Raw genomic sequence first — 18,458 nt, 5'->3', positions numbered from 1 at the left:
GTTAAGCTATAAAAATAAATGATTTAACGTAAAGGAGGGATAAATGGATGTTCTGATCTGTGATGATGAACCTCTTGCAACTGAGCGTTTGGCCCGCTTGGTGACTCAACTTGGACATCAGGTGGTGGCAACCGCCAGTCATGGTGAGCAGGCCATTGAGCTAGCAGATGAACATCAGCCAGATGTCGTGTTATTAGATATTCAGATGCCAGAAATGGATGGACTAAGCTGCGCCCAGCATTTGCGCGAGCTTGACCCCATGCCGGCAATTGTCTTTTGTACCGCCTATGATGAGCATGCACTTGATGCATTTAAATCGCAGGCAGAAGGGTATTTGTTAAAACCGGTCATGCAACAGGAATTGCAGCAGGTTTTAGATCACTTAACCAAACTCACGCAAGCCCAGCTGAGTCACATAAAACAAAAAGAAAATATGGAAGAATTGAATATAAAACGCCACCAGATCACGGCGAAAACTTATCGTGGTGTTGAACTGGTGCCTGTAGAAAATATTTATTATTTTTTAGCAGATCAAAAATATGTCACCGTGCGCCATAAAAATGGCAGCGTGCTGATTGACGAAACCTTAAAAGACCTGGAGCATGAATTTGCCGACCAGTTTATTCGGATTCATCGCAATGCGCTGGTCTCGATTCATTATCTTGAAGGACTGGAAGTGATTAATACCGGTCAGTATCAGGTGCGTTGTCGTGAACTGGAAGAACGTCTGGCAGTAAGCCGTCGTCATTTACCGACCTTAAGAGAACGTATTCAGAAACTGTAAGCACCGGTTGAAATGGCTTTTTCGCCATCTCAGGGTGCAAATTGACTTGCATTTTCAAGCGATCAGGTTAAGTTTAAGGGAATCCTTTTATTTGCTTTCACTGACATGATGAACACCCTGAAAATTGCAACTCGACAAAGCCCGCTGGCATTATGGCAGGCGGAACACATTCGTGCGCGTTTAGAAGCCTTACATGCCGGTCTAAACGTGGAGTTGGTCACCTTTGTGACCCAGGGTGATAAAATTCTCGATACCCCCTTAGCCAAAATTGGGGGCAAGGGACTGTTTGTCAAAGAATTAGAAGCAGCTTTGCTAGATGGTCGTGCTGACCTTGCTGTGCATTCCATGAAAGATGTGCCAATGGCGCTACCAGAAGGCTTAAGCCTGGCGGTGATTTGCGAGCGTGAAGATCCGCTGGATGCCTTTGTGTCCAATACTTATGCCAGCTTTCAGGACTTGCCGCAGGGTGCCAAAGTCGGAACGTCCAGTTTGCGCCGTAAATGCCAGATTTTAAAAGCACGCCCTGACCTGGAGATTATTGATTTGCGCGGTAACGTTGGTACCCGTCTGTCCAAGCTGGATGCAGGTCAATATGATGCGATTATTCTGGCCAGTGCCGGCCTGAAGCGTTTGGGCCTTAGTGAGCGGATTCGTCATACGCTCGCGCCTGAAGTGAGTTTGCCGGCCGTGGGTCAGGGCGCTTTGGGGCTGGAATGCCGGACTAATGATCAGGCCGTACTCGAGCTGATTTTGCCGTTGATGGATGATGAAACCAATGTCTGTGTACGCGCAGAACGTGCGTTTAATGCTTATCTGGAAGGTGGCTGTCAGGTGCCGATTGCCGGTTATGCCACTTTAAAAGATGGCCAGCTGTCGATGGAAGGCCGGGTGGGCAGTGTCGATGGCCAGACCTTGTTAAGCGCACAGCTCAGTGCCGCACCCGAGCAGGCCGAACAGCTGGGTGAACAACTGGCACAGAACCTGTTGGCACAAGGGGCAGGTGAGCTGCTAAAAGCCTTATATTAAGATGCTGTTTATTAATACCCGCCCGGCCGATCGTGCCTGTACCTTGTCACAGGCTTTAAGGCAACAGGCCTGGTCGGTGATTGAGCTGCCTCTGCTGGAATTACAGGCCTGTCCCTGGTCCGATGCATTGGCACAGCTGTACCAGCAATTACTGCAGGCGCAGCGGATTGTGGTGGTCAGCCCGACCGCAGTACACATCGGGATGGAGTATCTGGCGCAAAGCGGTATTCATCTCGATCAATTACAACATTTACAGTGGATTGCGGTTGGTGAAAAAACGGCGCAGGTACTGGCAGAATACGGAATTTCGAGCGCCGTGCCGGAGGTTGAAACCTCGGAAGGCATGCTGGAACTGCCTTTATTAAAATCCCTGGCGGCCGGTTCATGTATTGCCTTCTGGCGCGGTGAAGGCGGTCGTCAGTTTATGATGGACAGCCTGCAACAGGCCGGAATGCAGATTCTGAATTTTATTTTATATCAGCGTCAGTGTCCGGCCGCGTCCATTCAGCAGATGCCCGCGCTATTGCCACAACTGCAGCAGCACCGGGACTATTGGATGCTGATTAGCAGTGAGGCCAGCTGGTTAAACTGGTTGCGGCTGAGTCAAGCGCAAAAAGAATTATTGAACCGGGGACGTTATCTGGTGCTGGGTGACCGCCTGGAAGCGCTGTTGATGGATTATCAACAACAGCATCACACCCGTTTTCAACTGATCAAGTTGACGAATTTAAAAACAGAAACAATACTGCAGCAGATTGAGCTTAAATCAGGACACGCATGAAGAAGCTACTTATTTTATTATTGATCATCGGCTTGGCCTGGATGTTAAAGCTGAGCTATGACGTATTTAAAATAACGGCGCAGCAGTCCGAATTGTCTCAGAGTATGCATCAGGCGGAAAAAAGCCGCGCCAATCTCAATGACCAGCTAGTGGCTTTGCAGCGCCAGAGTAGCAATCCTTCACCGTCAGCATCTTCAAGTGCGCCTGCAGCTAATACTACAGTGCAGATCAGCCAGACCACGATCACGCCGCAGCAGATGCTTCAACAGCAGCTGGAACTGATCGAATTTGCCTTAAAGCAGGCGCAATATCCGTATGCACTGGAAAAGTTGGCAGTACTGGATGTTCAGCTGAATCAGTGGGCTTTGTCACCGGCCTTGGCCGAAAGCCTGCATCAAACCCTGAGCAAAGACCGGCAGCTGATCCAGCAATTTGCGGCACAGCGCAGTGCCCAGCAGCAGCAGGTCACTCAGGCTCTACAGCAGCTGGATCAGCTGTTGCGTCAGGAAATCCAGCAGCCACAACTGCAGCCGGCGCAAGAGGCCAATCCGGCCTTCTGGCATAAGTGGTTGAAACTGGAAGCCGCCGAGCAGCCAGCGACTGTACTTAGTCAGCGTCAATTGCTGTTAAAAGAAGCGCAGTTGCGTTTATTACTGGCACGTCAGTTATTAGGACAAGGCCAATATCTGAATTATCAGCAGGAGCTGACTGAAATTTTTCATCTGTTACAGCTGCTGCCGGATCGGGGGGCGCAGCAGTTAAGCGCTGAATTGGCGGAAATTCAGAGCCTGACCGTGATTCCTGTGCCGGTGCTGACCAGCCGCACCTTATTGGATGAATGATCATGAAGCAGATTGTTCTGGCCTATGTTTTGGTCACGTTAGTGCTGGTGGCCTTGCTCAGTGTATTCAGTTATGGCTATGGCGCGGGCTATGTTTACCTGTATTGGCGTGACTGGCAGCTACAGACCAATATCTGGGTGCTTTTAATTTTATTGATGCTGATCAGTCTGGTGGTGCAGCTGATCTGGGCGATGCTAAAGCGTTATTTAAGCCGTGAACAGCGTAAGCAGGCAGCGGTGTTTGATTTCCAGCATTTACATCCTTATGAGCAAATGGCAGTAATCTGGCTGCTGGATGCCGCGCGTGAGCAGGACGCCTTTATCCGTCAGGTATTTAACCAGTCTGGTTTATTAAAAGCCGTGATTCATTCACGCCTGTCGCTGATGCAGCAGGATTATCCGGTGGCTTTGCAGATGTTAAACCAGAGCAAGGCCATGGCCTTTGAGCTGGCCGAGTTGCAGCGTATTGAAATTTATCTGGCGCAGCAGCAACCGGAAAAAGCCCTGACCCATCTGGAATTTTTAAATGGCCATCAACTGTCGCCGTGGCTCAAAGATGTTAAACAAGCCTATGAACAGCGCTTAACCGCACTGTGGGGAGAGTTTGCGCTGCAGTATCCATGGTTATATTTGCGTGCGACCCAATATGGGCATTTAGGGCTGGACAGCAAGCAGTTATGGCTTGAGCAAATCTTGCAGCATTTTGAGCAGGCCACACCGGAAGCATTGCAGGATTTAAAACAGCGTTATTGCAATCTGTCAGGGCAGATGTTTAGCCAGCCGTATGCGATTAAAGTGCTGTGGTTAAAAGTGCTGGCACGCTTAAGCGATATGGGAGAGCAGCAGGAGCATCTGGCGGTGCATTTACTGTCTGAACAGTTTCATCAGGATGTGTTCTATTTATGGTTCCAGCAGCAGCTGTTAAAACCGGTACCGGATTATCTCAAGATTGAAGATTATCTGAATCAGTGGGAACAGCAATATCCTGCTTTACCGGTATTGAGTTTTGCCAAATGGCATATATTGGAAGCTACCGGTCGTCATGACGATGCAGCACAGCTTCTGGATTTATATCCGGAACATATTTTAATGAACTATTTAAGAATTAAATCGGCATTAAAAGATCAACCGCATTTACAGCAGCAGTTAAATCTGGTGTTTGAAAATAATAGTCATTTCATGAAAATTAAAATCTAGGTAAAGTCGCATGCAATTAACCGATTATCCAGTAATTCATCAACAAGTGGTGGCATGGGGCGATATGGATGCGCTCGGTCATGTCAATAATGTGATGTATTACCGCTATATTGAAAGTGCCCGCATTCATTATATGGATCAGATCAGAATGATGCAGCAATCCTTTTCGACGGTAGTGGCATCAAATCAGTGCAAATATATGCGTCCGGTATTTTATCCGGATACCTTAAAAATAGGTGTACGGGTTGAGGAAATCCGAAATAGTGCTTTTCGCATGCATTATATATTATGGAGCGAGCAGCAACAGGCTGTAGTCGCGAGTGCAGAAGCCATCATGGTTTGTGTGAATTCTGAAAGTATGCAGAAAATGCCATTACCCGAGTCGATTCGGCAGCATATTTTGGCTTTGGAAAATAGTGTGGGGCATTATCTGGATTAATTCTAATCCCGAATAAATAGATTATTTATCTCTGTTAATAATTGTTTTTCATTTCAAATAATGATTGAAACTTAATTCAGATAAAAATATGATGTATTAATGCAATTGAAGTAAATTAATATAAAAGCATACTTGTGGAGTAAATATGATGCCCGATATTAGTAATTTGTCTGTAGAACAATTAAAGCGCTTGCAGGAAGAAGCGGAAGCATTAATTGCATCGAAAAAGGACCAGGCAGTTGAAGATGCATATAATCAGATTTTGGCAATTGCTGAAAATGCGGGTTTAAGCATTGAACAGATTCTTGAGTTTGGTGCGTCTAAACGTAAAAAGAATGTACGTAAATCGGTAGAGCCGCGTTATCGTAATAAAGCCAATGCCAATGAAACCTGGACAGGTCGTGGTAAGCAACCGCGCTGGTTAGTGGCAGAACTGGAAAAAGGTGCCAAGCTTGAAGACTTCTTGATCTAAACTTCATCAGATTGTCATCTAAGCGCACTAGAGTGTCGAAACCAAGCAGAACTGCTTGGTTTTTTTATGTGTATCCGTTGGTGTTGTAAAAAAAGTGTGCATAATGTGTGCATGAAAATAACAATTTGTTCATGAATGCATTAGATAGGTTGGTCGTGGTGGAATGATAAAGAAACCGAGATACATCACGTGGTGGATTTTCGCCATCATTGCTTTTTTAATTTTTGTGTTATTACAGATTCCTGCAGCTTGGTTAATTTCAAAGTTTTATAAAAACAATCAGAGTTTACATAATGTCAGTGGTAACATCTGGCAGGGGCAGGCAGATTGGCACAAGGGACAGTTGCGTGGCAGCTTAAGCTGGAATACGCGTCCTTTAGACCTGTTATTGCTGAAAGTGGCAGCCGATGTTGAAATCCATAGTGGTCATACCGAATTAAAAGGCGTGATGGGTTACCGTTTTGGGACCTTCATGCTGAACGCTGTACATGGCCGTGTTGCGCCAGAAACTCTAAAAACCCTGGTCGACTGGCAATGGCCGACCAATCCGATTCAATTACAAAATATCGATCTGAACTATAGCAAGCAGCAAGGGTTTGCCCAGGCACAGGGCCAGCTCAACTGGGCCGGCGGGGAGCTGGTGTATCAGTTTGCCCAGCGTCAAGAGCGCATGACCGTGCCCACGCTGAAAGGCACACTGTCGGATGAAAGCGGAAAACTGAAAATTGATGTGCGTGATGCACGTGACCAGAAAATGATAAATCTGAGTCTGGATCAGGAGATGATGCTGGATGTGCAGCTGACCCAGCGTTTATTGATGCATGTTCCTTCTTATGAAGGCAAGGCTGGTGCCGATACCTATGTAATCAGTACCCGCCAGCCGCTGTTCAAGGGAGGCTTCTGATGCAGAAAATCTGGGAACAGTTGCAGATTCTCCAGTTGAAACAGGCCGATCGTGTCGCACCGGTATTGCTGGCGCTGCTGATTCTGTATTTATGCTGGAAGCTGGCCAGTCTGTTCTGGCTATTACTGGCGCCACCTCAAGCGATGCAACTGGATCGGGTCGAACTGGGTTCGCAGCAGCTGCGTGTACCGAATATCAGCAGTTTTGCCTTGTTTCATGAAGCGAGCCAGCGTACGCAGGCCGAAGACAATCTGAACCTTCAATTACAAGGCGTGATGGTCGGTTATCCCAACCAGTTTTCTTCTGCCGTGCTCAAAGTCAATGAGGTGGCAGAGCGCTATCGCGTCGGCGATGTGATTGAAGGCAGTGGTTATCAGTTGGCTGAAGTGTACTGGGATCGGGTGGTTTTGCGTCATAGCAGTGGCGCCACCCGTGAGATAGAGTTTAAAGGCATTGAAAACGGGCTGAATCAGCCGATTGTGCCGACACAAAGCCCAGCTGCACCCAACAGAAATCCGGCACCGGCAACAACTGCGCAAAATGCGATTGGTCAGGCAGTGCAAAAGATTCAGCAAGACCGGGAACGCTATTTACAGGATATGGGCGTGAATAGTGGCAATGGTCAGGGCTATGAAATTACCGCACGGACACCGGCGGCACTCAGAAGCAGATTGGGATTACAACCAGGCGACCGGATTTTATCCTTAAATGGTCAGGCTGTCGGACAAGGGCAAAATGAAGCCCAATTGCTGGAACAGGCAAGACAGGAGGGTCAGGTCAGACTGGAAGTTCAGCGTGGTGACCAGGTCATCACGGTACAACAAGATTTTAAGTGACGGATTTGTCACCTTATAGGGTTAGGAAACACGGTAGATTATGGCTTTATTAAATCATGAGCGTCCGCTTTGGGCATTGATGGTCGGTGCACCTCTGGTGGCTATGGTAAGTACGGCGAGCTATGCACAAACCTGGAAAATTAATTTACGTGATGCTGACCTGACTGCATTTATTAATGAAGTGGCCGATATTACCGGTAAAAACTTCGCGGTTGATCCGCGGGTGCGCGGCAATGTTACGGTCATTTCCAACAAGCCGTTGAACCGCAATGAAGTCTATGACCTGTTTCTGGGCGTGCTTAATGTTAATGGGGTAGTGGCTATTCCCTCGGGCAATACCATCAAGCTGGTGCCAGATAACAATGTCAAAAGCTCCGGAATTCCGTTTGATGCACGCCAGAATGCGCGCGGCGACCAGATTGTGACCCGGGTCATCTGGCTGGAAAATACCAATGCCAATGACATGATTCCGGCTTTACGGCCTTTAATGCCGCAATTTGCCCACCTGTCTGCGGTGGCCGGCACCAATGCCCTGATTGTTTCGGACCGGGCCAGCAATATCTATCAGCTGGAAAATATTATCCGTAATTTGGATGGCACCGGCCAAAATGATATTGAAGCCATCTCGCTACAGTCCAGTCAGGCCGAAGAAGTGATCGGGCTATTGGAGTCAATGAGTTCGACCGGCAATGCCAAAGATCTCAAAGGTTCGCGGGTGCGAATTGTGGCGGATAACCGGACCAATCGCATTATCATTAAAGGCGATACTGCCACCCGCAAGCGCATCCGTCAGATGATTGAAATGATGGATGTGCCGGCGGCCGACCGTCTTGGTGGCTTAAAAGTCTTCCGCTTAAAATATGCCAGTGCGCAAAGCCTGGCGGAAATTCTGCAAGGGCTGGTATCGGGGCAGGCGGTCAGCAGCTCATCTTCCAATACGAAAAATAGCAGTAACAATAGCGTTAGCAGTCTGGTCAATAACAGCAGTAACAGCACATCCAGCAATAGCACAGGCAGTACCTCGCCAAGTATTACCCTGAATAACGGTTTTGATCAGCAGAGCCAGATCACCAGCTTTAATGGCAATGGCGTCAGTATTATTGCCGATAGTAGCCAGAATGCCTTGGTGGTCAAAGCCGATCCACAGCTGATGCGCGAAATTGAGTCTGCGATTCAGCAGCTGGATACACGCCGTCAACAGGTTCTCATTGAAGCCGCGATTATTGAAGTAGAAGGCACCGATGCCGATCAGCTTGGCGTGCAATGGGCCCTGGGTGATTTAAGCAGTGGCATTGGCCTGATCAATTTTGATAACTTGGGGTCTAGCCTGAAAAATATTGCCGCCGGTTATTTAACTGGAGGTGCAGCGGGTGCGGGTGGCGCGATTGGCGCGGGTACCTCACTGGTGTTGGGGGATTATCAGGAAGGCAGTGATGGTTCACGCCGTTTGTATGGCGCGCTGATTCAAGCTTTAAAAGAAACCACCAAATCCAATCTGTTGTCGACCCCATCTATTGTCACCATGGACAATGAAGAAGCCTATATCGTGGTTGGTGAGAACGTGCCGTTTGTCACTGGTTCGGTCAGTACCGGAAATGGTACCGTCAATCCCTATACCACCATTGAGCGTAAGGACGTCGGGGTCACCCTAAAAGTGGTGCCGCACATTGGCGAAAATGGCACAGTGCGTCTGGAAGTGGAACAGGAAGTTTCTGGGGTTAAATCCAGCAAAGGTCAGGCGCAGGACTTGGTCACCAGCAAACGCGCAATTAAAACCTCAATTCTGGCCGAGCATGGTCAGACTATTGTCTTGGGTGGTCTTATTTCAGATAACACTGCCTATTCTCGCCAGGCCGTGCCGGGGTTGGGTGCCATTCCAGGACTGGGACGTTTATTCCGTTCCGATGGTAAGTCCAATCAGAAGCGTAATCTGCTGATCTTTATTCACCCGACCATTGTTGGAGATCAGAATGATATCCGCCGGATTTCGCAGCAGCGTTATAGTCAGCTGTATAGCTTGCAACTGGCACTGGATCAGGATGGTAATTTTGCCAAACTGCCGGAGCGGGTGGAAGATATCTATCAGCAGCGGGTGCCAGTGTCTAAAACTCCACTAAATCAAACCCGTTATCAGCAGGTGCCATCCGCGACCCCTGCGGCACAGTCGGGGGCGGCTGTGGTGACCACACCCGTTGCGGTAGAACCGGCGCTGCAGCGTCAGACCTTAAGCCCGCAAGTCAGCAAAACCACCAATACCACCACCACGACCACCTTAAGACCGCGCTCTTAACAGAGCGGACATGGAATCTGGTTTTGAGCATGTTATGATGGGCAAAAATTTAAAGAGAAGTTCGCTATGACTTGGAAATTACAAGCAATTACGGGTGAATTTACCGGGCAGGAAATTAGTGTTGATCGTGACATGCTGGTGGGGCGTCATCAGGAAGCTGATGTGGTGCTGCAGTCGGCTGAAGTATCACGCAAACATGCTGCGTTGTTACTGAAAGCTGAAGACCTGTGGGTACAAGACTTAAATTCATCCAATGGCACCTTTGTGAATGACCTGCGGATTGATCAGGAAACTCCGTTGCATGAAGGTGATATTGTCCAGTTTGCCAGCTTTAAATTTTCAGTCCTGGCACCAGCCAAACCGGAACTGTTGGCAGATGAGCCGCTTGCGCCTGCAGGCACCGAAGTAGAACAGATTCCTGAGCTGGATGTGGTGGAAACCGCTACTGCAGCCGAGCCGACAGAAACTGTAGCAGTGAAAACGCCGGCACAGCAGATGAATGATCAGGGTATGCCTGAGCTGAAAGAGCGTGATGCATCGGTACAATTGACACGTGATGGCATGCCAACCAATGTCGGTGTACCAAAACCAGCCCCAATTCCTGAAGGGACCGATTTAAGCGCGGCCACCCCAGAGCCACAACCGGTACCGGTTGAGCAGCCTGTATCACGGGTTGAGCAGGAAAAAGAGCAGCAGAAAAATGCCTCTGTCGGCCTGATGACCATTATTGTGCTGGTGATCCTGGCAATTATTGCCTGGCTGTTGTTTAAATAAACCGCGACACAGCATACAATCGAGGCATGCTTTGGCATGCCTTTATTTTTTTGAGAGGACCAAAATGTCTGTGGCCAAACTTGACACCCGTGAGCTGATTTTATTTGACCTGGACGGTACGCTGGTCGATTCAGCCACCGATCTGTATCGTGCCATGAATATGAGCCTGAATGCCTTGCAGCTGCCCATGGTCACCGAAGCACAGGTACGCACCTGGATTGGCAAAGGCACCTCGGTATTTTGTCACAGCACCTTGCTGCATTTAACCGGAGAGGTGCATCCCGATCAGCATCAGCAGCTGCTGGAAACTTTCCTAGGAATTTACAATGCCGATCCTTGTCTGGATACCCAGCCTTTTGCCGGAATTCTGGAGTTTCTGGAATGGGGCAAACAGCAGCAGAAAAAAATGATCTGTGTCACCAACAAGCCCGAGCTGCCATCACGCGCCATTTTAGATGCACTGGACATGAGCCATTATTTTGTTGATGTGATTGGTGGTGATCGGTTTAGCGAACGTAAACCGCATCCACGCCAGTTATTGCACTGTGTTGAGACCTTTGGGGTAGAAAAATCCCAAGTGTTGATGATTGGCGACTCTTCCAATGATGTGGAAGCCGCACGTCGTGCCGGTATTGATTGTATTGTAGTCAGCTATGGCTATAATCATGGCGAGAGTATTTATGATTGTCAGCCGCAGCAAGTGGTGGATAATCTGACAGAATTATTAGCTTCCTAATGTAAGAATAGATGTAAAAGGACACCGCAATGAGTGATTGTGTAGTTTTTCGATGGCGTCACTAAGTCAGCACCTACCAGCAACCTTCCTATGACCCCGCGAAAATGAAAGAGATTCAACATGACCACTCAAGCCCAATATCAACAACTGCAAGCTGCCGGCTATAACCTGATTCCTGTCTACCGTCAGCGTCTGGCCGATACCGAAACCCCATTGTCTGTGTTTGCGCGTTTAAAAGAGCATGAACAGGCTTATCTGTTTGAATCTGTTGAAGGTGGTGAAAACTGGGCGCGCTATTCGATTATTGGCCTGGGCGAGTCAACCGTGTTTTCCTGCAATGAAGGGCGGTTGACCATTCAGCAGGCCAATGGCGAACTGCTACAGCAGCCGTGTAGTGATCCTTTCCAGTTTATCCGTGATTTCCAGGCCCAGTTTAAAGTGCCAACACAGGCCGATTTACCGGCGTTGCCAAGCTTTACTGGTGGACTGGTCGGTTACTTTGGCTATGACGCCGTGCGTTATATCGAACCGCGCCTGAACAATATTCCAGACGCCGATCCGGTGGGCCTGCCAGATATCTGGATGATGCTGTCTAAAACCGTGATCGTGTTTGACAACTTAAAAGATACCTTATTCCTGATTGTGCACGCCGATAGTAATGATGCTGATGCCTATCAGAAAGCACAGGCACAACTGGATGCGCTGGAGCAGTTGCTGGCGACACCGGTGAATCTGCAAGCACAGACTCATATGGCGCCGCATTTTGAATCTTTAACTGGGCATGACAACTTTATTGCTTCGGTTGAGAAGGTTAAAGAATACATCCGTGCTGGTGATGTCATGCAAGTGGTGCCGGGACATCGTATGGTGTCTGACTTTGATGGTGAGCCGTTACAGGTCTATCGCGCTTTACGTCACCTTAATCCATCACCATATCTGTTCCTGGTGCAAGGGCGAACCTTGGACAATAACACCCCGTTTCATATTGTCGGTTCATCGCCGGAAATCCTGTCGCGTCTGGAAAATGGTATTGCCACCGTGCGTCCACTCGCTGGCACACGTCCACGTGGTAAAACCAAAGAAGAAGATCTGGCCCTGGAAAAAGATTTACTTTCTGATGAAAAAGAGATTGCCGAGCATTTAATGCTGATTGACTTGGGTCGTAATGATGTTGGTCGCGTCTCAAAAATTGGTAAAGTGCAGGTGACTGATCAAATGGTGATCGAACGTTATTCGCATGTCATGCATATTGTGTCCAATGTGCAAGGTGAAGTGCGCGATGATGTTGATGCATTGGATGTTTTTAAGGCAACTTTCCCGGCAGGCACACTTTCTGGGGCACCAAAAATCCGTGCCATGGAAATTATTGACGAAGTTGAGCCAGTAAAACGTGGAATTTTTGGTGGTGCTGTTGGTTATTTAGGCTGGCATGGCGAAATGGACATGTCGATTGCGATTCGGACCTGTGTTATTCGTGAAAATAAGGTCTATGTGCAGGCTGGCGCAGGGCTGGTTGCCGACTCAAATCCTGAATCTGAGTGGAATGAAACCCAAATAAAAGCTCGCGCAGTGATCAAAGCGGTTGAATTATCGTCAAACGGATTGATTTTGTGAGTTTTTGACGGTTTTTTTTAAAAAAACACTTGCACGGATTTCAAGTTTTGCTAAACTGCACACCGTTCCGATACGAAACGTACGAAACACTAAGAAACGCCGGCATAGCTCAGTTGGTAGAGCAACTGACTTGTAATCAGTAGGTCCACAGTTCGAATCCGTGTGCCGGCACCATCTTAGAGAATTCGAGATGTGAAGTAAAGAACGAGCACTGCAATAAGTGTGATATTGGTGGGATTCCCGAGCGGTCAAAGGGAGCAGACTGTAACTCTGCCGCGTAAGCTTCGAAGGTTCGAATCCTTCTCCCACCACCATTAACTTCGAATGAAGTGGTACATTACCAACAATGTGCGGGAGTAGCTCAGTTGGTAGAGCGGCAGCCTTCCAAGCTGCATGTCGCGAGTTCGATCCTCGTCTCCCGCTCCATCATCGAAGATGATCGCTCTTATAGCTCAGTGGTAGAGCACTCCCTTGGTAAGGGAGAGGTCTCGAGTTCAAATCTCGATAAGAGCTCCAGATACAGTTTAGCAACTTGGTTGCATGAGATTTAAAGAAAGCAGGCTATTTAGTCTGCTTTTTAAGTATTAGGTGTCTAGTTTTTTAGGCGATATGTCGAGGCTGGGTATTACTCAGATTGTGTTCGACGTAAACGAGGAAAATAAACATGGCTAAGGCTAAGTTTGAACGTAATAAGCCACACGTTAACGTGGGCACAATCGGTCACGTTGACCATGGTAAAACAACTTTAACAGCTGCAATTGCAACTGTATGTGCGAAGAAATTCGGTGGTGAAGCGAAAGATTACGCTGCAATCGACTCTGCTCCAGAAGAAAAAGCACGTGGTATTACAATTAATACTTCTCACGTAGAATACGATTCTCCAACTCGTCACTACGCTCACGTTGACTGCCCAGGTCACGCCGACTATGTTAAAAACATGATCACTGGTGCTGCTCAGATGGACGGTGCGATCCTTGTTTGTTCAGCGACTGATGGTCCAATGCCACAAACTCGTGAACACATCCTTCTTTCTCGTCAGGTAGGTGTACCTTACATCATCGTATTCTTAAACAAATGCGATATCGTAGACGACGAAGAGTTAATCGAATTAGTTGAAATGGAAGTTCGTGAACTTCTTTCTACTTACGACTTCCCAGGCGATGACACTCCAGTAATCCGTGGTTCAGCGCTTGCAGCACTTAACGGTGAATCAGGTCAATATGGCGAAGACGCTGTTGTTGCTCTTGTTGAAGCACTTGACTCTTACATTCCAGAGCCAGTACGTGCAATCGATCAAGCATTCTTGATGCCAATCGAAGACGTATTCTCTATTTCTGGTCGTGGTACAGTTGTAACTGGCCGTGTAGAAACTGGTATCGTTAAAGTTGGTGAAGAAGTTGAAATCGTTGGTATCAAAGATACAGCGAAAACAACTGTTACTGGCGTTGAAATGTTCCGTAAGCTTCTTGACGAAGGTCGTGCTGGCGAGAACTGTGGTGTTCTTCTACGTGGTACTAAGCGTGAAGAAGTTCAACGTGGTCAAGTACTTGCTAAACCAGGTTCAATCAAGCCGCACACTAAATTCGACGCAGAAGTATACGTACTTTCTAAAGACGAAGGTGGCCGTCACACTCCATTCTTAAATGGTTACCGTCCACAGTTCTACTTCCGTACTACGGACGTAACTGGTGCGATCCAGCTGAAAGAAGGCGTTGAAATGGTTATGCCAGGCGACAACGTTGAAATGTCAGTAGAATTAATCCACCCAATCGCAATGGACGCTGGTTTACGCTTCGCGATCCGTGAAGGTGGCCGTACTGTAGGTGCGGGTGTAGTTGCTAAAGTAACTGCATAATTATAAAATAAGTTTCACAAGCCGAAGTTTGCGGATTTCGGCTTGTTCTACAGGCCAGTAGTTCAATTGGTAGAGCGTCGGTCTCCAAAACCGAATGTTGGGGGTTCGAGTCCCTCCTGGCCTGCCATTTTTCAAAAAAAGCTTGATGCTGGCAAAACTGGTCATATAATAAGTCGCGAATCCTACGACGAGTACAAAAATGTCGAATGATAAATCGCGTGACGCATTAAGCGAAGCGCCAATTCCTCAAAGAAATAATCCTGCTGAAGTTGTAAATTCGGGTTCTCCATTAGACTACGTGTTGTGGATTATCGCCTTGATTTTATTCATTGCGGCAACCATGGTGAATCAGCATCTACCAGCGTACTGGGCACCGGCAAATGATATTTGGGTGCGCGTTGGGGTAATTTTGGCTTGTATCGTAGTGGCTTTAGGTTTATTATACGCCACCCATCAAGGCAAAGGCTTTGTTCGTTTATTGAAAGATTCACGAATCGAGCTGCGTCGAGTGACTTGGCCAACCAAGCAAGAGACAGTGACCACATCTTGGCACGTACTTGCAGTTGTAGTTGTAGCATCCATTTTATTGTGGTGTTTTGACTACGTTTTAGGTTGGGCAATTAAATTTATTATCGGGTAAGAGAGCTATGAAACGTTGGTACATTATTCATGCCTATTCTGGTTATGAAAAACAAGTGATGCGTTCGCTTAATGATCGAATCCAGCGTAGCGCTGTTGCCGATAGCTTTGGTGAAGTCCTGGTTCCTACCGAAGAAGTGGTAGAAATGAAGGATGGCAAGAAACGTAAATCTGAGCGTAAATTCTTTCCGGGCTATGTGCTAGTCGAAATGGAAATGAATGATGATACTTGGCACATTGTAAAAGAATGTCCAAAAGTATTAGGTTTTATTGGTGGTACACCGGAAAAACCTGCGCCAATTACGCAGCGTGAAGCTGATGCGATTCTTGCACGTGTACGCAATACTGGTGAAGCACCTCGTCCGAAGACGATGTTTGAACCAGGCGAAGAATTACTGGTAATTGACGGTCCATTCACCGACTTTAAAGGCGTGGTGGAAGAAGTCCTTTACGACAAGTCGCGTTTAACGTTGACGATTAATGTATTCAATCGACCAACACAGGTTGAGCTGGAATTTCGCCAAGTCGAAAAATCAGTTTAATTCACTGCTGGTTGAAAACGCCCGATTTGTTATGGATCGGGCATTGTTGTTGTAACGGTATCGTTACTTAGAAATCATTGGGGAGCCTAGCGGCGTTTGTACCCAGAGGTAATTGAAAATGGCTAAGAAGATTGACGGCTATATCAAGCTGCAAGTTCCAGCTGGTAAAGCAAATCCATCTCCACCAATTGGTCCTGCACTGGGTCAACGTGGTGTTAACATCATGGCATTCTGTAAAGAATTCAATGCTGCGACACAAAAAGTTGAAGCTGGTCTTCCAATTCCAGTAGTGATCACTGTGTACAACGACAAGTCGTTCACATTCATCATGAAAACTCCACCTGCTGCTATTCTGCTTAAGAAAGCTGCTGGTATCCAGAAGGGTTCAGCTGTACCAAACAAAACTAAAGTTGGTAAGTTGACTCGTGCTCAGTTAGAAGAGATCGCGACTACGAAAGAACCAGACTTAACTGGTGCTGACTTAGACGCGCGTGTACGTACCATCGCTGGTTCTGCACGTTCTATGGGCTTGGAAGTGGAGCTATAAGACATGGCAAAGTTAACTAAACGTCAAAAAGCCATTGCTGCTGCTGTAGAAGCAAACAAAGTTTATACTTTGGAAGAAGCAGTACAAGTTCTTAACAGCCTTCCTGCAGCTAAATTCAAAGAATCTTTGGATGTATCTGTAAACCTAGGTGTTGACCCTCGTAAATCTGACCAGGTTGTTCGTGGCGCGACTACACTTCCTGCAGGTACAGGTAAAACTGTACGTGTAGCTGTGTTTGCTCAAGGCGCTGCTGCTGAAGCTGCTAAAGCTGAAGGCGCGGACGTAGTTGGTTTTGATGACCTGGCTGAAAGCATCCAAGCGGGTAACCTTGACTTTGACGTAGTAATTGCTGCTCCAGATGCAATGCGCGTTGTAGGTAAATTAGGTACAATCCTTGGTCCACGTGGCTTAATGCCAAACCCTAAAGTGGGTACGGTTACTCCTGACGTAGCAACTGCAGTTAAAAATGCAAAAGCTGGTCAAGCACGTTACCGTGTAGACAAAGCGGGTATCATCCACGCTGCGATCGGTCAAGTAGGTTTCACTGCTGAAGCTGTTCGTCAAAACGTTGAAGCTCTTGTAGCTGACCTGAAGAAAGCAAAACCTGCGACTTCTAAAGGTGTATACATCAAAAAGATCACTCTAAGCTCAACTATGGGTCCTGGTCTGACTGTTGATGTAAACAACGTTTCTAACTAAGTTTAACTTAGACAGAATTTTAAAGTCCTGAAAGGTCTCCTTCTCCCTCTGGGAGAAGGTTGGGATGAGGGTTAAACCTCTCCCTAGCCCTCTCCTGAAAGGAGAGGGGACATTCAGGCGGACTTTGAATTGGTAAATGAGAATTTATCAGCGTCAAAGACCTCAGGCGAGGGGAGTTTTATGCTCTTCTCTTAAAATCCCAGCCTGCGTAGACGCGGTGGTGTGATTTATTCCTCCTCCGCGTGTGAGTTCAGTGATGAATTCACGAATTGGGAGTGTATCCCTTGTGGGTACATAAATCACCGTTAGGAGGTTTTACAATGGCTCTTCTTATCGAAGACAAAAAACAGATCGTAGCAGAAGTAAACGAAGTTGCTTCTCGCGCGTTCTCTGCTGTTGTTGCTGACTATCAAGGTTTAACCGTTGAGCAATTAACTGCTTTACGTGTTGAAGCGCGTAAGCTTGGTGTTACGACTCGTATCGTGCGTAATACTTTGGCTAAGCGTGCATTCGAAGGTACTCAATTCGATATCTTGAATGCAACTCTTGTTGGTCCAACAATCTTAGCTTTCTCGACTTCTGAAGACGACATGGGTGCAGCTGCACGCTTGTTCGAAGATTTCGCTAAAACAAACAAAGCATTTGAACTTAAAGCTGCTGCATTTGACGGCAAGGTTTATGAAGGTGCTGAAGTTAGCGTGATTGCAAATCTTCCGAACCAAGAAAAAGCGCTTACTATGCTTGCAAACGTTCTTCAAGCTCCTATTTCGAAATTGGGTCGCCTTATTACAGCACTCAAAGAGAAAAACGAGTCAGAAGCAGCTTAAGCTTAAATCAATTTACACACCATTCAATTTCCATTTGGAGTTATTCTCATGGCTTTAACTAACGAAGAAATTTTAAACGCAGTTGCTGAAAAAACTGTTCTTGAACTTGTTGAACTGATCTCTGCTTTCGAAGAGAAATTCAACGTATCTGCTGCTGCTGTTGCAGTTGCTGCTGCTCCAGGCGCTGGCGCTGCTGCTGCTGAAGAGCAAACTGAATTCAACGTTGAGTTGACTTCTTTCGGTGCAAACAAAGTTGCAGTAATTAAAGCAGTTCGTGAAGCGACTGGCCTTGGTCTTAAAGAAGCGAAAGACATGGTTGAAGGTGCTCCAGCAGTACTTAAAGAAGGCGTTTCTAAAGAAGAAGGCGAAGAGCTTAAGAAGAAACTTGAAGAAGCTGGTGCTACAGTTACACTTAAGTAATAGCTTAAGCGGAGTCGATTTTTTTATAATCGACTCCAAAAAATGGCTGATGGCTCTTGGGTCATCAGCCTTTTTGCGTTACAATAATCGGCTCGATTTTTGTTTGCATGATATAAATTTCATACAAATTAAAAATAAAGATAACAATCAAACGCTTACCAATATTTTTCAATGTTAAAAAATATTGTTAAGCGTTTTAATACCACTAAAAATTGCAGCATTTGTAAAGAGTGGT

The 18,458-nt window shown here is 47.0% G+C and carries 20 protein-coding genes and 5 tRNA genes; all 25 read left to right on the top strand.

Annotated features, from left to right (window positions below; genetic code table 11):
• The first annotated feature begins 43 nt into the window (after nucleotides 1–43).
• The 25 genes from FTT89_RS07310 to rplL all read left to right on the top strand — a co-directional run bounded on the left by FTT89_RS07310 (nucleotide 44) and on the right by rplL (nucleotide 18,223).
• Nucleotides 44–784, top strand: coding sequence for a LytTR family DNA-binding domain-containing protein (locus FTT89_RS07310; RefSeq protein ID WP_005181633.1), 741 nt, complete (start codon nucleotides 44–46; stop codon nucleotides 782–784).
• A gap of 108 nt (nucleotides 785–892) precedes the next feature.
• On the top strand, nucleotides 893–1,810 hold the full coding sequence (hemC, locus tag FTT89_RS07305; RefSeq protein ID WP_034598116.1) for a hydroxymethylbilane synthase: 918 nt from the start codon (nucleotides 893–895) through the stop codon (nucleotides 1,808–1,810).
• Between the two features lies 1 nt (nucleotide 1,811).
• On the top strand, nucleotides 1,812–2,591 hold the full coding sequence (locus FTT89_RS07300; RefSeq protein ID WP_075167812.1) for a uroporphyrinogen-III synthase: 780 nt from the start codon (nucleotides 1,812–1,814) through the stop codon (nucleotides 2,589–2,591).
• Nucleotides 2,588–3,433 carry a hypothetical protein gene (locus FTT89_RS07295; protein ID WP_168370317.1) on the top strand — a complete coding sequence of 282 codons (846 nt, stop codon included), beginning with the start codon at nucleotides 2,588–2,590 and terminating at the stop codon, nucleotides 3,431–3,433. Before FTT89_RS07300 ends, FTT89_RS07295 begins: the two co-directional genes overlap by 4 nt.
• Nucleotides 3,434–3,435: 2 nt before the next feature.
• Nucleotides 3,436–4,629 (top strand): heme biosynthesis protein HemY, encoded by a 1,194-nt coding sequence (locus FTT89_RS07290; protein WP_168370318.1) that lies wholly within the window; start codon nucleotides 3,436–3,438, stop codon nucleotides 4,627–4,629.
• A 10-nt stretch (nucleotides 4,630–4,639) separates the two neighbouring features.
• Entirely contained in the window at nucleotides 4,640–5,068 is a 429-nt protein-coding gene (locus FTT89_RS07285; RefSeq protein WP_005181644.1) for a thioesterase family protein, read from the top strand.
• 145 nt (nucleotides 5,069–5,213) lie between these two features.
• Nucleotides 5,214–5,540, top strand: coding sequence for an H-NS family nucleoid-associated regulatory protein (locus FTT89_RS07280; protein WP_005181647.1), 327 nt, complete (start codon nucleotides 5,214–5,216; stop codon nucleotides 5,538–5,540).
• 163 nt (nucleotides 5,541–5,703) lie between these two features.
• Nucleotides 5,704–6,444 carry a type II secretion system protein N gene (gene gspN, locus FTT89_RS07275; RefSeq protein WP_104473370.1) on the top strand — a complete coding sequence of 247 codons (741 nt, stop codon included), beginning with the start codon at nucleotides 5,704–5,706 and terminating at the stop codon, nucleotides 6,442–6,444.
• Nucleotides 6,444–7,280 (top strand): type II secretion system protein N, encoded by an 837-nt coding sequence (locus tag FTT89_RS07270; RefSeq protein ID WP_168370319.1) that lies wholly within the window; start codon nucleotides 6,444–6,446, stop codon nucleotides 7,278–7,280. Before gspN ends, FTT89_RS07270 begins: the two co-directional genes overlap by 1 nt.
• Before the next feature lie 40 nt (nucleotides 7,281–7,320).
• On the top strand, nucleotides 7,321–9,570 hold the full coding sequence (gene gspD, locus FTT89_RS07265; protein WP_016659681.1) for a type II secretion system secretin GspD: 2,250 nt from the start codon (nucleotides 7,321–7,323) through the stop codon (nucleotides 9,568–9,570).
• Nucleotides 9,571–9,636: 66 nt separating this feature from the next.
• Nucleotides 9,637–10,344 carry an FHA domain-containing protein gene (locus FTT89_RS07260; protein ID WP_168370320.1) on the top strand — a complete coding sequence of 236 codons (708 nt, stop codon included), beginning with the start codon at nucleotides 9,637–9,639 and terminating at the stop codon, nucleotides 10,342–10,344.
• A 64-nt stretch (nucleotides 10,345–10,408) separates the two neighbouring features.
• Nucleotides 10,409–11,080, top strand: coding sequence for a phosphoglycolate phosphatase (gene gph, locus FTT89_RS07255; protein ID WP_005181670.1), 672 nt, complete (start codon nucleotides 10,409–10,411; stop codon nucleotides 11,078–11,080).
• A 120-nt stretch (nucleotides 11,081–11,200) separates the two neighbouring features.
• Nucleotides 11,201–12,694: an anthranilate synthase component I gene (gene trpE / locus FTT89_RS07250; protein ID WP_005181673.1), complete on the top strand. Its 1,494-nt coding sequence runs from the start codon at nucleotides 11,201–11,203 to the stop codon at nucleotides 12,692–12,694.
• 98 nt (nucleotides 12,695–12,792) lie between these two features.
• A tRNA-Thr gene (locus FTT89_RS07245) sits at nucleotides 12,793–12,868 on the top strand.
• 56 nt (nucleotides 12,869–12,924) lie between these two features.
• A tRNA-Tyr gene (locus tag FTT89_RS07240) sits at nucleotides 12,925–13,008 on the top strand.
• A gap of 36 nt (nucleotides 13,009–13,044) precedes the next feature.
• A tRNA-Gly gene (locus FTT89_RS07235) sits at nucleotides 13,045–13,120 on the top strand.
• A gap of 15 nt (nucleotides 13,121–13,135) precedes the next feature.
• Nucleotides 13,136–13,210, top strand: a tRNA-Thr gene (locus tag FTT89_RS07230).
• A gap of 148 nt (nucleotides 13,211–13,358) precedes the next feature.
• Nucleotides 13,359–14,549: an elongation factor Tu gene (gene tuf / locus FTT89_RS07225; protein WP_104513317.1), complete on the top strand. Its 1,191-nt coding sequence runs from the start codon at nucleotides 13,359–13,361 to the stop codon at nucleotides 14,547–14,549.
• A 51-nt stretch (nucleotides 14,550–14,600) separates the two neighbouring features.
• Nucleotides 14,601–14,676, top strand: a tRNA-Trp gene (locus tag FTT89_RS07220).
• Nucleotides 14,677–14,748: 72 nt separating this feature from the next.
• On the top strand, nucleotides 14,749–15,189 hold the full coding sequence (gene secE, locus FTT89_RS07215; RefSeq protein ID WP_005181678.1) for a preprotein translocase subunit SecE: 441 nt from the start codon (nucleotides 14,749–14,751) through the stop codon (nucleotides 15,187–15,189).
• Between the two features lie 7 nt (nucleotides 15,190–15,196).
• On the top strand, nucleotides 15,197–15,730 hold the full coding sequence (gene nusG, locus FTT89_RS07210) for a transcription termination/antitermination protein NusG (RefSeq protein ID WP_005181681.1): 534 nt from the start codon (nucleotides 15,197–15,199) through the stop codon (nucleotides 15,728–15,730).
• Between the two features lie 118 nt (nucleotides 15,731–15,848).
• On the top strand, nucleotides 15,849–16,277 hold the full coding sequence (gene rplK / locus FTT89_RS07205) for a 50S ribosomal protein L11 (protein WP_004868049.1): 429 nt from the start codon (nucleotides 15,849–15,851) through the stop codon (nucleotides 16,275–16,277).
• Between the two features lie 3 nt (nucleotides 16,278–16,280).
• Nucleotides 16,281–16,976, top strand: coding sequence for a 50S ribosomal protein L1 (rplA, locus tag FTT89_RS07200; protein WP_005181684.1), 696 nt, complete (start codon nucleotides 16,281–16,283; stop codon nucleotides 16,974–16,976).
• 320 nt (nucleotides 16,977–17,296) lie between these two features.
• Nucleotides 17,297–17,803 carry a 50S ribosomal protein L10 gene (gene rplJ, locus FTT89_RS07195; RefSeq protein WP_005181686.1) on the top strand — a complete coding sequence of 169 codons (507 nt, stop codon included), beginning with the start codon at nucleotides 17,297–17,299 and terminating at the stop codon, nucleotides 17,801–17,803.
• A 48-nt stretch (nucleotides 17,804–17,851) separates the two neighbouring features.
• Entirely contained in the window at nucleotides 17,852–18,223 is a 372-nt protein-coding gene (gene rplL, locus FTT89_RS07190; protein WP_004774018.1) for a 50S ribosomal protein L7/L12, read from the top strand.
• Nucleotides 18,224–18,458: the final 235 nt, after the last annotated feature.

This window comes from Acinetobacter sp. YH01025 (genome assembly GCF_013420185.1).
GTDB lineage: Bacteria > Pseudomonadota > Gammaproteobacteria > Pseudomonadales > Moraxellaceae > Acinetobacter > Acinetobacter indicus.
This window is presented reverse-complemented; position numbering and strand designations above follow the sequence as displayed.

Bases quoted from the DNA above. Each gene is read 5' to 3' on its own strand.
- rplL (WP_004774018.1), top strand. From the start codon at position 17,852: ATGGCTTTAACTAACGAAGAAATTTTAAACGCAGTTGCTGAAAAAACT.
- nusG (WP_005181681.1), top strand. From the start codon at position 15,197: ATGAAACGTTGGTACATTATTCATGCCTATTCTGGTTATGAAAAACAA.
- FTT89_RS07285 (WP_005181644.1), top strand. From the start codon at position 4,640: ATGCAATTAACCGATTATCCAGTAATTCATCAACAAGTGGTGGCATGG.
- FTT89_RS07310 (WP_005181633.1), top strand. From the start codon at position 44: ATGGATGTTCTGATCTGTGATGATGAACCTCTTGCAACTGAGCGTTTG.
- gph (WP_005181670.1), top strand. From the start codon at position 10,409: ATGTCTGTGGCCAAACTTGACACCCGTGAGCTGATTTTATTTGACCTG.
- rplK (WP_004868049.1), top strand. From the start codon at position 15,849: ATGGCTAAGAAGATTGACGGCTATATCAAGCTGCAAGTTCCAGCTGGT.
- FTT89_RS07295 (WP_168370317.1), top strand. From the start codon at position 2,588: ATGAAGAAGCTACTTATTTTATTATTGATCATCGGCTTGGCCTGGATG.
- gspD (WP_016659681.1), top strand. From the start codon at position 7,321: ATGGCTTTATTAAATCATGAGCGTCCGCTTTGGGCATTGATGGTCGGT.
- secE (WP_005181678.1), top strand. From the start codon at position 14,749: ATGTCGAATGATAAATCGCGTGACGCATTAAGCGAAGCGCCAATTCCT.
- FTT89_RS07270 (WP_168370319.1), top strand. From the start codon at position 6,444: ATGCAGAAAATCTGGGAACAGTTGCAGATTCTCCAGTTGAAACAGGCC.
- trpE (WP_005181673.1), top strand. From the start codon at position 11,201: ATGACCACTCAAGCCCAATATCAACAACTGCAAGCTGCCGGCTATAAC.
- hemC (WP_034598116.1), top strand. From the start codon at position 893: ATGAACACCCTGAAAATTGCAACTCGACAAAGCCCGCTGGCATTATGG.
- FTT89_RS07300 (WP_075167812.1), top strand. From the start codon at position 1,812: ATGCTGTTTATTAATACCCGCCCGGCCGATCGTGCCTGTACCTTGTCA.
- FTT89_RS07260 (WP_168370320.1), top strand. From the start codon at position 9,637: ATGACTTGGAAATTACAAGCAATTACGGGTGAATTTACCGGGCAGGAA.
- rplA (WP_005181684.1), top strand. From the start codon at position 16,281: ATGGCAAAGTTAACTAAACGTCAAAAAGCCATTGCTGCTGCTGTAGAA.
- tuf (WP_104513317.1), top strand. From the start codon at position 13,359: ATGGCTAAGGCTAAGTTTGAACGTAATAAGCCACACGTTAACGTGGGC.
- gspN (WP_104473370.1), top strand. From the start codon at position 5,704: ATGATAAAGAAACCGAGATACATCACGTGGTGGATTTTCGCCATCATT.
- FTT89_RS07290 (WP_168370318.1), top strand. From the start codon at position 3,436: ATGAAGCAGATTGTTCTGGCCTATGTTTTGGTCACGTTAGTGCTGGTG.
- rplJ (WP_005181686.1), top strand. From the start codon at position 17,297: ATGGCTCTTCTTATCGAAGACAAAAAACAGATCGTAGCAGAAGTAAAC.
- FTT89_RS07280 (WP_005181647.1), top strand. From the start codon at position 5,214: ATGATGCCCGATATTAGTAATTTGTCTGTAGAACAATTAAAGCGCTTG.